Annotated in this window: 10 protein-coding genes; 2 read left to right on the plus strand and 8 right to left on the minus strand. The window is 64.1% G+C overall.

From position 1 onward, the window contains the following. Positions 1 to 52: 52 nt before the first annotated feature. Both ACXR2W_RS06840 and trmB read right to left on the minus strand, forming a co-directional pair. Positions 53 to 463, minus strand: coding sequence for a putative endonuclease domain-containing protein (locus ACXR2W_RS06840; RefSeq protein WP_458813526.1), 411 nt, complete (start codon positions 461 to 463; stop codon positions 53 to 55). A gap of 741 nt (positions 464 to 1,204) precedes the next feature. Then, positions 1,205 to 1,951 carry a tRNA (guanosine(46)-N7)-methyltransferase TrmB gene (gene trmB, locus ACXR2W_RS06845; RefSeq protein WP_458813528.1) on the minus strand — a complete coding sequence of 249 codons (747 nt, stop codon included), beginning with the start codon at positions 1,949 to 1,951 and terminating at the stop codon, positions 1,205 to 1,207. 78 nt (positions 1,952 to 2,029) lie between these two features. On the opposite strand from trmB, the gene aroQ reads away from it, so the two are divergent. Next, positions 2,030 to 2,470 carry a type II 3-dehydroquinate dehydratase gene (gene aroQ, locus ACXR2W_RS06850; protein ID WP_458813530.1) on the plus strand — a complete coding sequence of 147 codons (441 nt, stop codon included), beginning with the start codon at positions 2,030 to 2,032 and terminating at the stop codon, positions 2,468 to 2,470. Between the two features lie 76 nt (positions 2,471 to 2,546). Here the strand turns inward: aroQ and ACXR2W_RS06855 are convergent, their stop codons facing one another. Continuing rightward, on the minus strand, positions 2,547 to 3,455 hold the full coding sequence (locus tag ACXR2W_RS06855) for a CPBP family intramembrane glutamic endopeptidase (protein WP_458813532.1): 909 nt from the start codon (positions 3,453 to 3,455) through the stop codon (positions 2,547 to 2,549). Positions 3,456 to 3,548: 93 nt separating this feature from the next. Between ACXR2W_RS06855 and ACXR2W_RS06860 the strand changes: the two genes are divergently transcribed. Further along, positions 3,549 to 5,912 carry an ATP-binding cassette domain-containing protein gene (locus tag ACXR2W_RS06860; RefSeq protein WP_458813534.1) on the plus strand — a complete coding sequence of 788 codons (2,364 nt, stop codon included), beginning with the start codon at positions 3,549 to 3,551 and terminating at the stop codon, positions 5,910 to 5,912. Here the strand turns inward: ACXR2W_RS06860 and ACXR2W_RS06865 are convergent. The 5 genes from ACXR2W_RS06865 to ACXR2W_RS06885 form a co-directional block, all read right to left on the minus strand. After that, positions 5,902 to 6,954 (minus strand): LOG family protein, encoded by a 1,053-nt coding sequence (locus tag ACXR2W_RS06865; RefSeq protein ID WP_458813536.1) that lies wholly within the window; start codon positions 6,952 to 6,954, stop codon positions 5,902 to 5,904. The genes ACXR2W_RS06860 and ACXR2W_RS06865 overlap by 11 nt on opposite strands. A gap of 16 nt (positions 6,955 to 6,970) precedes the next feature. Beyond that, positions 6,971 to 8,101 carry a flavodoxin-dependent (E)-4-hydroxy-3-methylbut-2-enyl-diphosphate synthase gene (gene ispG / locus ACXR2W_RS06870; protein WP_458813594.1) on the minus strand — a complete coding sequence of 377 codons (1,131 nt, stop codon included), beginning with the start codon at positions 8,099 to 8,101 and terminating at the stop codon, positions 6,971 to 6,973. A gap of 118 nt (positions 8,102 to 8,219) precedes the next feature. Then, complete coding sequence (locus ACXR2W_RS06875) at positions 8,220 to 9,593, minus strand: M50 family metallopeptidase (protein ID WP_458813538.1); 1,374 nt, start codon at positions 9,591 to 9,593, stop codon at positions 8,220 to 8,222. Positions 9,594 to 9,652: 59 nt separating this feature from the next. Next, positions 9,653 to 10,741, minus strand: a complete 1,089-nt coding sequence (dxr, locus tag ACXR2W_RS06880; protein WP_458813540.1) for a 1-deoxy-D-xylulose-5-phosphate reductoisomerase — start codon at positions 10,739 to 10,741, stop codon at positions 9,653 to 9,655. Between the two features lie 102 nt (positions 10,742 to 10,843). After that, a complete protein-coding gene (locus ACXR2W_RS06885) occupies positions 10,844 to 11,875 on the minus strand; it encodes an FKBP-type peptidyl-prolyl cis-trans isomerase (protein WP_458813542.1) in 1,032 nt (343 codons plus the stop codon). Positions 11,876 to 11,947: the final 72 nt, after the last annotated feature.

Genomic DNA, 11,947 nt, shown 5'->3' on the forward strand with positions numbered 1-11,947 from the left:
CGTCATTGTCGGTCACAAACGCCCCACTGCGTACGGTTTAGCTGCCCCTACATCAAATATTTTGGGGCATCTGTCGCGCTCGATCGATCGCACGTGCCAACCGTCGCAGAAAACGGCCGGGTGATTTGAGTTCGATCGATGTCAAGGTGAGCACCGTCCACCCTGCGTCACGCATTCGCTCGCAACGCTCGTTGTCGAACTTACGCTGGCCGGGGCCATTCTCGAAGTGGTAACCGCCCTCGTATTCAATCGCTATGCGCCATTTCGGATACCCAAGATCTGAGTGAAGTGTCCCTTCGGGCGTCACGACGGGACAATTGGTCAGCGGTTCTTCAAACCCCGATCGAACAATGAGTAGCCGCAGGTGAGTTTCTGGTGGTGAGGCAACGCCATGCCGCACATGAGCCATCGCTGTTCTCAGTTTCTGGACCCCCTGGCAGCGAGCAAAACGTTCGAGCGTCATCGACAACGTCTCTAGTGGAACTGGCCGGGCACCTCCTCGACGGGTCGTCGAAATGAGGTGATCCGCTGCAACAATCAGTTCATCGACACTACACACAGCGGCCAATAGTGCCCAGGTTTCGGCGGGTGTCGGTAGCCACAGTGGCCCGGTTGGTAGCTGACGGAGCACCCCGTCTTGGATCTGATGACCCGCAACTTCAGGCCTTCTCAGCGGCTTATGCGGGCGCACAGCGCCTACTTCAATTCTCTGCCCGGTGCGCGGCACTGGGATCTCATGACATTCAGCCGCGCTTCGGCGTGAAACGAACTTCCCTTCGCTCATCAGCAGTTGGGCAGCCGTGACACGCGCCGCGAAACTCGACGCGTCGATATCTGGCCTCGCTCGGGTACCGCGCATCGGTACGCCCAGGTCCCCCGCATTTGCCCTCCAGTGTTTTACACCGGCGCCCCGCAGTTCGTTCACGTGCACGACTGCTGCTTCGAGGCCTGGAGCATGAATAGGTGTAAGCCGTCGCATGGCCCGATGCTAAAACTGCGTGGAGCGTTATAAATCGTTCTCCACAGCCCACTGCTGAAGTGACCAATAATGCCGCCTTCTAGCCCCCTGTGGACGAAGTTAATTCACCGCTCACATCAGTCACAAATGCCCCAGTTTGTTTGAGCTACGGGTAGCTAAATCAAACAAACTGGGGCATCTGAGGCGCTCGAGCTGTTGGGAACAAGAGGTCGCCAAGGGTCGAACCTACACCCGCGTGTACGTGAGGTCGCGAATGTCGCGTCCCTTGTCGAGCCCCTTACGCTCGAAGGCGGTCATCACGCGGCCCTCGTAACGCTCGGCCCACTCCCCCTCGAACGCGCGCACAAACTCGGGCGCCTCGTCGAGCACCTCACGCATTTGGTCGGCGTACTCCTGCCAGTCGGTCGCGAGGCGCAGCGTGCCACCCTCGTGCAGCGCACGGTGCGCGATCGCCACGAAATCAGGGTTGATGAGGCGACGCTTGTTGTGCTTGGCCTTGTGCCAGGGATCCGGAAAGAACACCCAGACCTCATCGACCGAACCCGCCGGCAGGTACTTCTCGAGCAGCTCAGGGGCATTCACCTCAGCGAGCTTGAGGTTGGTCACTCCCGCTTCAACAGCCCCCAGAATCGTGCGGGCGAGACCGCCCTGAAACACCTCGACAGCGAGAAAGTTGCGGTCGGGGTGCTGCTGGCAGGCGTGCAAAATCGCGTGACCCTGTCCTGATCCCACCTCGACCGTGAGCGGAGCATCGCGGCCATACAGCTCGACGGGGTCACCGGTCTGCCCCTCACCGAGGCTCGCCGTCGCCGGGCCGTGCTCAATCGGCAATAGGTACTGGCCGTCGTCGTCGCTCCAGGCACGATCCTGGGACTCGGTCATGCGGCCACCGCGGCGCACGAACGAAACGGGCTTATCGCGAAAGGTCGACGGGTCGTACTGCTTGCGGGTCTGAGGCTGCTGTTCAGTCACCACACAAAGGTACCTTACGGTCGCTGCACGAAGCCCTGCGCCGATACGATGGGGCAAGACCAATTATGAGAGGGCGCCATGACGAGACGCATTTTGCTGGTAAACGGCCCCAACCTAAATCTGCTGGGCACCCGTGAACCCGAAATCTACGGAGCCGAGACGCTCGCAGACGTCGAGGCGCTCGTAGCGCGCGTCGCCCACGAGTACAGCCTCGAGACGCGCAGCGTGCAGAGCAACCACGAGGGCGAGCTCATCGACGCGATCCACGCCGCCCGCGAGGACTGCGCCGCAATCATCATCAACCCTGGTGCCTTCACGCACACCTCGGTCGCGATCCGCGACGCGCTCACCGGCGTCGCGCTGCCGGTCGCCGAGGTGCACATCTCGAACGTGCACGCTCGCGAGACCTTCAGACACCACTCCTACGTGTCAGACATTGCCGAGTGCGTAATCGTGGGCTGCGGCGTGCAGGGCTACGAGTTCGCGGTGCGCCGCCTCGCCACGCTGCTCGCGGGCTGACGCGCGGCACGGGCCCGGCCCACGGCTGCTCCGGATCCGGATCAGTACCCTGCCGCGGCCGATCTCGGCCCGCGAGCTACGCGGCGAGCGGAAACCAGTCAAAGAGGCTCGGATTGTGCGCGTGCACGAGCACCGCAAACACAATCGCGTCAAAGATCAGGTGCACCGTGACGACGTATGCGAGTGAGCGCGTGCGCACGAAGATGTACCCCTGCACGAGCGCAAACGGGATCGTGAGCAGCGGCCCCCACGAACGGTAGCCGAGCTCCCAGAGGAACGACACGAACACGATTGCCTGCAAGATGTTGGCGGCCCACATCGGAAAGTGGCGCAGCAGCGCCGCGAACACGGTGCAGATGAAGAACAGTTCGTCCCAAATACCGACGGCACCGACGCCAACGAAGAGCCGAGCGATCTGATCGGGGGAATCGACGGCGGGCCAGTTCTGGTAGACGCCGGATCCCATGAAGTAGACAGGCAGCAACAGCCACGCGAGCGCAACGACCGCGACGAGCCAGGTCCAGTGCAGCCGGCCCCAGCGGCCACCGCCGCGCCACGGGAAGCCGGTCGCGCGGTCGCGGTAGATAAAGCGCGAGACGAGGTAGGGCACGAGTACCGCGCCACCGAGGGCGAGCGTGAAGCGCACCATCGCCCAGTTGTCGAGCTGTGCGGCAAGCGGAATGAGCCTGACGATACCCAGGCCCAGCGCGATCAACGATAGATCGCGCAGGAGCGAACGCGGTCGCGGCGCGGTGTCACGGCCGGCCCACAGCTTTCGTTCGTCGCGCGTGAGCGGCAGCGAGCAGGCCGCCCCGCAGCCGCCGCGGTCAGAGTAGCTTGCCGCTGCGAGCCCCAGCACGAGCAGCAGCGCCCCCGCGAAAACGTCCTCGAACACGAAGAAGGCGGGCGCGGCCAGCACCGTGAGCAGCGCGGCGATGGCCGGCCAGGGTTTCACGGTGAGCTTAATCGGGGGTGCGGTGACCACCCGCCCAGCATACGGTTGTCGTCTGACACGCCGCTAGACATTCGTTGACCGGGAAGCCTGCTCAACGTCGGTGGCACGCGTTACGCTTTCGATATGAACCCCGCACAGCACGTTCACCCGGCCGACGACCACACCATCATTCGCGTGCGCGGCGCCCGCGAGCACAACCTCAAAAGCGTCAATATCGACCTGCCCAAGCGCCGTCTCACCGTGTTTACAGGGGTCTCGGGATCGGGCAAGAGCTCGCTCGTGTTCAGCACGATTGCGGCCGAGTCTCAACGGCTCATCAACGAGACCTACAGCACCTTTGTGCAGGGCTTCATGCCGCAACAGGCGCGCCCCGATGTCGACGTGCTCGAGGGGCTCACGACCGCGATCATCGTCGATCAAGAGCGCATGGGAGCGAACCCACGCTCGACAGTCGGCACGGCGACCGATGTGAATGCGATGCTCCGGATCATGTATTCGCGCCTCGGGGCGCCGCACATTGGCGGCCCGCAAGCGTTCTCCTTTAACGTTGCGTCGATTAGCGGCGCGGGCGCCGTCACCCTCGAAAAGGGTGGCAAGCAGGTGAAGGAGCGCCGCAGCTTTGAAGTGCTCGGGGGCATGTGCGCCAAGTGTGAGGGTCGCGGCAGTGTAAGTGACTTCGCCCTTGAAGAGCTGTACGACTCATCGAAGTCGCTGAACGATGGCGCGCTCACCGTGCCCGGCTTCAGCATGGACGGCTGGTACGGCCGCGTGTTCGGCGCGATGTTGCCGATGGACACCCCCATCAAGGACTTCACCGAAGAGCAACTGCACGATCTGCTCTATAAGGAGCCACTCAAGGTGAAAGCCGATGGCGTCAACGTCACCTATGAGGGCCTCATACCGCGCATTCAAAAGTCGATGCTGTCGAAAGATCGTGACGCGATGCAGCCCCACATTCGTGCATTCGTGGACCGCGCCATCGTGTTTCACGCGTGCCCCGCCTGTGGCGGCACGCGCCTCAACGACTCGGCCCGCTCCTCGCTCATCGCAGGTCACTCGATCGCCGATGTCTGCGCGATGCAGATCAGTGACCTGACCGAGTGGGTGCGCAAGATCGATGATCCGGGGCTTGCGCCGCTGACGCAGAAGCTCATCGAGACCCTCGATTCTTTCGTGCAGATTGGGCTCGGGTACCTGAGTCTCGACCGCCCCACCGGTACGCTCTCGGGGGGCGAGTCGCAGCGCACCAAGATGATTCGGCACCTGGGCTCGGCCCTCACCGACGCAACCTACGTATTCGATGAGCCGTCGATTGGGCTCCACCCGCACGACATTCAGCGCATGAATCAGCTGCTGCTCAAGCTGCGCGACAAGGGCAACACGGTGCTCGTGGTGGAGCACAAACCCGAGATGATCGAGATTGCCGACCACGTCGTCGATCTCGGGCCGCAGGCCGGCAGCCACGGCGGCGAGATCTGCTTCGAGGGCACCGTCGAGCAGCTGCGCACCTCGAGCACGCTCACCGGTGTGCACCTCGACGACCGCGCCCGCGTGAAGGAGTCCGTACGAGCAGCGACCGGCACGATCGCGGTGCGCGGGGCGACCGAAAACAACCTCAAGAACGTCGACGTTGATGTTCCGCTGGGCGTGCTTTGCGTGTTCACGGGCGTCGCCGGATCGGGCAAAAGCTCGCTGATTCGCAGCTCGGTGTCGGGCCGTGAAGGGGTGGTGACGGTCGACCAGGGCGCGATTAAGGGCTCGCGCCGGTCGAACCCGGCCACCTATACGGGCCTGCTCGACCCCGTTCGTACCGCCTTCGCAAAAGCCAACGGGGTGAAGCCGGCGCTGTTCAGCGCGAACTCCGAGGGCGCCTGCCCCGAGTGCAAGGGAGCGGGCATCATCTACACCGACCTCGGCATGATGGCGACGATGGAGAGCGTGTGCCCCGTGTGCGACGGTCAGCGCTTCGATGCCGCCGTGCTCGAATACACGCTCGGCGGTAAAAACATCGCCGAGGTGCTCGACCTATCCATGAGCGACGCGCACGAGTTCTTCGCCCGGGCCGAGTCAAAGGTGCCCAAGGCTGCGAAGATTCTCGCCAAACTGGTGGACGTGGGGATTGGCTACATCAAGTTGGGCCAGCCGCTATCGACGCTGTCGGGCGGCGAGCGGCAGCGTTTGAAGCTTGCGATCCACATGCTCGAGGATGCCGACGTGTACGTGCTCGACGAGCCGACGACCGGGCTGCACCTCGCCGATGTCGAACAGCTGCTCACGCTGCTCGACCGGCTCGTCGATGCCGGCAAGAGCGTCATCGTGATCGAGCATCACCAGGCGGTGATGGCGCACGCCGACTGGATCATCGACCTCGGTCCCGGCGCCGGTCACGAAGGCGGCACTATCGTGTTCGAGGGCACCCCTGCAGCAATTGTCGCCAGCGCCAAGACGCTCACCGGTCAGCACCTCAGAGCGTACGTTACGCCGTAGCGCTCGCGAGGGCGTTCAGCGCCCTGATCAGGCGGTGCAGATCACCTACCGCCCGTCGCCTGGGTGTGAACACGATGCGCGGCAAATCGAGCTTGTCTTTGTCTGCCACTTCGGGAGCGAGTGGCCCGGTTGCGTTGATCCGGCCCTCTTCGAGCAGGCCAGAGAATTGAGCATTGAGCGCGTCGATCTCGTCGTCGGTGGGCGTGGCCTTGAGCCGCAGCACGAGCTGGTGATCAACCCAGCGCAGCGAGTCGTAGTTGTGCCAGAAGCCCGTGACCTCGTTCGTTGCAGCCTCGGCCGAGTCGGTGACGAGTACGCGATCGAGGTCCCCCTCGGCAATGTAGCCCCCGCCGGCCAGCTCGTCAGTGATGAAGCTCGCAAAGCGTGTCCAGTACGTCCCGCCGGGGCGGTCGAGCAGCACGATCGGTACCGGGTCCATCTTGCCGGTTTGCTGCAGTGTGAGCAGTTCGAACGCCTCGTCCATGGTGCCAAAGCCCCCGGGCAGGCACACGAACCCGCGCGACTCCTTGACCAGCATCAGCTTACGAGTGAAGAAGTACTTCATCACGACGCGCTGCTCATCGACTGAGTCGGCGCCGAGCTCAAGCTCCTCTTCAAACGGCAGTCGAATCGAGACGCCCAGCGAGTTCTTCGTGCCAGCGCCGGTCGCCGCGGCCTCCATGATGCCGGGGCCCGCTCCGGTCACGACCATCCAACCCTGCGCGGCGAGCTGCTCGGCGACGTCCTCCGTGAGCCGCCACAGCGGATCGAGCGGCTGCGTGCGCGCCGACCCAAACACGGTGACCTTGGGGGCACCGTTAAACGGGGCGAACAGTTTGAATGCGGCCCGCATCTCCTCGACCGCGGCCGCCGTGATCTTGAGGTTGAGCCGGCTCGTCTCGTCGAGCCCGAGGCCGACGCCCGACTCGAGGATGCGGCGCACGAGGGCACGCTGGTGCGTGACCCCGTGCTCGGTGATGATCGCGTCGAGCTCTTCACGCAGCGTCGTCGCGGTGGTCTGAGATTCTAGAGGCAGTGTCACGCCCCCAGTCTAGGCGTTAGCCTGTGACAACCTCGGGGGTGCCCGTCGGCGCGTTATGACCCATCTCGTCGGCGATCCGGTTCGCCTCTTCGATGAGGGTGGCGACGATTTCTGATTCGGGCACGGTCTTGATGACCTCGCCCTTCACAAAGATCTGCCCCTTACCGTTCCCCGAGGCAACCCCAAGGTCGGCCTCGCGCGCTTCGCCCGGTCCGTTCACGACGCAGCCCATCACGGCCACGCGCAGCGGCACGCTCATGCCCTCGAGCCCCTTGGTTACCTCGTCGGCAAGGGTGTACACGTCGACCTGTGCGCGGCCACAGGACGGGCACGACACGATCTCGAGCTTGCGCTCGCGCAGGTTGAGCGACTGCAGAATCTGCAGGCCCACCTTGACCTCTTCGACGGGGGGAGCCGAGAGCGAGACGCGAATCGTGTCGCCGATGCCCTCAGACAGCAAAATACCAAACGCCGTCGCGCTCTTAATGGTGCCCTGGAACGCGGGACCCGCCTCGGTCACGCCGAGGTGCAGCGGCCAGTCGCCACGCTCCGCGAGCATGCGGTACGCCTTTACCATCACGATCGGGTCGTTGTGCTTCACCGAAATCTTGAAGTCGTGAAAGTCGTGCTCTTCGAACAGTGACGCCTCCCACACAGCACTCTCAACGAGCGCCTCGGGGGTGGCCTTGCCATACTTTTGCAGCAGGCGCGGGTCGAGTGACCCCGCGTTGACACCGATGCGCAGCGAAACACCTGCCGCCTTCGCGCGGCGCGCGATCTCGCCGACCTGGTCGTCGAACTTACGAATGTTGCCGGGGTTCACGCGTACGGCGGCGCAGCCTGCGTCGATCGCGGCGTACACGTAGTTCGGCTGAAAGTGAATGTCGGCGATCACCGGAATCTGGCTCTTCATCGCGATGATCGGCAATGCCTCGGCGTCATCGCGGCTCGGGCAGGCGACGCGCACAATGTCGCAGCCGGCAGCCGTCAGCTCGGCAATCTGCTGCAGCGTTGCGTTGATGTTGGTGGTCGGCGTCGTGGTCATCGACTGTACCGATACGGGTGCGTCACCGCCGACCATGACAGAGCCCACCTTGATCTTGCGGGTCTTGCGCCGGGGGGCGAGAACTTCAGGTACCTTCGGCATTCCGAGATTAATTGCAGCCACGAGAACAGATTCTAGCGTCGCCACCTGCGTACGCGCCCAGTGGCGCGCGAGGCTAGCTGGCTCTGATCGCTCACGCGCCGGATCGGGCCGGGGTGTGTTACCCGAACAGCGACACAGGTTTCACGAGATCGGCGTAGATCAAGAGCACGCTCATCGCGCCGAGCACTACCACCACGGCAAAGGTGACGGGCACCATTTTGGCGGTGTCTACCGGGCCGGGGTCTGGCTTACCGCGCCACTTCGCAATGCGACGCTTGGCACCCTCGTAGAGGGCACCCGCAACGTGCCCGCCGTCGAGCGGCATGAGCGGCACGAGGTTAAAGACGAAGAGCGCGACGTTGAGCGATCCGAGCAGACCGAACATCACTTGGGCTCTGTCTGTAACGTCGACATGATCTGCGCTCGCGACCTCGCCTGCAATACGCCCCACACCCACTACGCTGATGGGGCCGTTGGGGTCGCGCTCTTCGGCGCCAAAGGCGGCGTTCCACACGTCGACCATACGCTGTGGCAGCCGCACGACGATGCCCACCACCTGCTCGACGTTTTGCCCGACGAACTGCGGCAGCGCCGTGATCGGCTGCCGCACCTGCTCAGTAGCGGGCGTGGCTCCGATCATGCCGACCTGTTCGGTGACGTAGGCGCCGCTCGCGTCGGTGACCGCCTGCCCGTTCGCATCGACGACCGCGCGCTCGTTGGGCTGGGGCGTGAGCCTCACGGTCTCCTGAGTGCCATCTCGCTCGATGACGACGGCGAGCGGAGTACCCGGGGCATTGCCGACCATGGCCCGAAACTGTTCCCAGCTATCGATGTGCGTACCGTCAACTTCGAGGATCTTGTCGCCCGGACGCAGACCCGCCGCGGCGCCCGGCGCTGCGGGGTCGGCCGAGCTACAGGTCGTAGCATCGCTCGAAGCGGGGGTCAGGCATTCACTGACATGCCCCAGCGTCGTCGTGTACTGCGGCACTCCAAATCCCACGAGCACGATGCCAAAGAAGACAAACGCGAGCACAAGGTTCATGAACGGCCCACCGAGCATGATGGTGATCTTTTTCCACACCGGCAGCCGATAGAACGTGCGGTGGTCTTCGCCCTCCGCGATCGTCTCAGCACTCGCGAGGCGCGCGTCGTCCACGAGGCCCGCGAGCCCGCGACGCTCGGGCGTACCCTCTTCAACCACCGAGTTCAAGAACCCCGTCGTTGAAGCGCGGGGCTTCTCCCCCGGCTTTTGTGGCGGGTACATGCCGGTCATCGCCACGTACCCGCCCAGCGGAATCGCTTTGACTCCGTACTCGGTTTCGCCCTTCTTGCGCGACCACAGGGTCTTGCCGAAGCCGACCATGTACTGCGTCACTTTCACGCCAAACAGCTTGGCAGGCACCAGATGCCCGATCTCGTGCAGCCCGATGGATACGGCAAGACCCACGAGGATGATCAGGATCCCCAGCACATACAGCAGCACGTCAATCACGCGTTTAGCGTACTGGCCCGTGCTGTGGCGCGACAGTGAGCCCGCTGAGAGGCGAGACCCTACGCCGCGTGGCCCGCAATCACCTTCTCGGCCCGCTCGCGCGCCCAGCGCTCCGCCTCGGCGAGCGTGTCGAGCGTGAGTGTGGCGGGTGCCTCGTGCGCTTCGAGCACCTCACGCACCGTGTCAACGATGCCGGTGAACGGAATGCGCCCCTCGTGAAACGCGTCGACGGCCTCCTCGTTTGCAGCGTTGAACACGGCGGGGAACGTCTTGCGGGCGCGGCCGACCTCTTTGGCTACGTTGACCGCGGGGAACGCGGCCTCGTCGAGCGGCTCAAACTCCCAGGTCTGCGCGGTGGTCCAATCCAGGGGCGTGCCGACACCGCCCAGGCGGTCGGGCCAGGTGAGCCCCAGGGCAATGGGCAGCCGCATGTCGGGCGGTGATGCCTGCGCGATCGTTGAACCGTCGATGAACTCGACCATCGAGTGCACAATTGACTGCGGGTGCACTACGACGTCAATGTCCCCGTACGACACGTCAAACAGCAGGTGAGCCTCGATCACTTCGAGCCCCTTGTTGACGAGCGTGGCCGAATTGGTCGTGACCACGCGGCCCATGTCCCAGGTGGGGTGCGCCAGTGCCTGTGCCGGGGTTACCTGTTCGAGTTCGGCCCGCGTGCGGCCACGAAACGGACCGCCCGAAGCGGTGAGCACGAGCCTGCGCACTTCGCCCGCCGTGCCAGAGCGCAGGGCCTGCGCGATGGCGGAGTGTTCTGAGTCGACGGGCACGATCTGCCCGGGCGCCGCGAAGTCTTTCACGAGGTCGCCGCCCACGATGAGCGACTCTTTGTTTGCCAGCGCAAGGGTGCGCCCGGCCTTGAGCGCGGCGATGGTCGGTGCCAGCCCCACGGAGCCGGTGATGCCATTGAGCACCAGGTCGGCGTCGACGTCTTCGATGAGCTGCACGGCCTCGTGCGCGCCGAGACCCGTGTGCTCGACATTGAACTCTTCGGCCTGCTCGGCGACGCGGGCAGCATTCGTGCCCGCCACGAGCCCCGCAATCTGAAACTTCTCGGGATTCGCGCGTATAACGTCGAGCGCCTGCTCACCGATCGAACCCGTTGACCCCAAAATAATGACGCGCTTCATGCCCCTATTGTGCCGGATCGGGCCGCCTCGCACTTAGGCCACGCAAAACCGCCCCGCTCCCAGCAGTGAAGCCAGGGGCGAGGCGGTAACAAGATCAGCGCGCTATTCTGCGTGCACGGTGCCCAGGATATCGAGCACGAACACCATCACATCGTCGGGCTTGTGCCCCATGCTCTCGAGCTGGGCCGCACCATAACCGCCGTCTTCTGCGGGTACAACCGAGATGATCTGTGAGCCGACCTTCTGGCCTTCAAGCGCCTTCTGGAACCCGCCGATCACTCCGTTCGTGGTAAACATTGCGGGCTCGCCACGGCTCCAGCTTGAGTCAAACTCTTCGCCTGTGCTCCAAATCACACCGCGGTAGTTGACGTAGACGCGGTCGCCTGGCTCAACGGTCTCGCCGTCGCCCTCGATGACCGTTGCGATCTCGAGCTTCTCGGGAGCCTTCACGCCCTCGGGAATGGTGATCGTAGGTTCACCGTTCTTCGCCAGTTTCACGGTCGGGAATCCCTCGGGGGCGGCCTTCGCTTTGCCCTCGGCCTTCTTCAGCAGGTCTTCCATCTCGAGGGTGCCGGGTTCGTTCGTCGCCGCTGGCGTGTCAGAGATTTCACCGAACTCGAGCAAGAACACGAACGAGTCCGTGTCTTTCACGCCCTTGACGGGCAGATCCGCGGGCTTCGTCTCCCCAAACACCTCGGCGTACGGTGCAACGACGGCAACCTGCTGGCCCGAGACCGCGCAGCGCATCGCTTCTTCAAGCCATCCCGAATAGGCCCCGGTCTGGTACGCCGCATCGGTGGCAGGAGCCTTCTCGACCTCAGACCCGTCGCGTCCGTTCAGCACCGACATCGCCACCGAAGTCGTCTGGCCGCTCTCGATGGCCTTACCTTCGCCCGCCTTCAGCACGGTGCGCTGCATGTCCTTCACCTTGATCGGTGTCTTCGACGTGATCTTGGCATCGGTGCCCACTTCGCCCGAGATCTTGATCGCCTTGCTCGCATCGCCCGCGGCGAGGCATTCCTTGCCCGCAGCGTCCTTCGTAACGTCGCCTCCGGTGCCACCCCCCGCCGAGCAGCCGGTGACAAGCAGCGCGCCCGCGAGGGCCGCAGGCAGAAGTGCGCGGGTAATGTTCACGTGAGTGGATTCCTAACTCATGGAAGGGGAGCCGGCCGCGCCGGCGCAGTGGTTTCGAGTATTCCGCACGCG

It is taken from the genome of Leucobacter faecis, assembly GCF_054456695.2.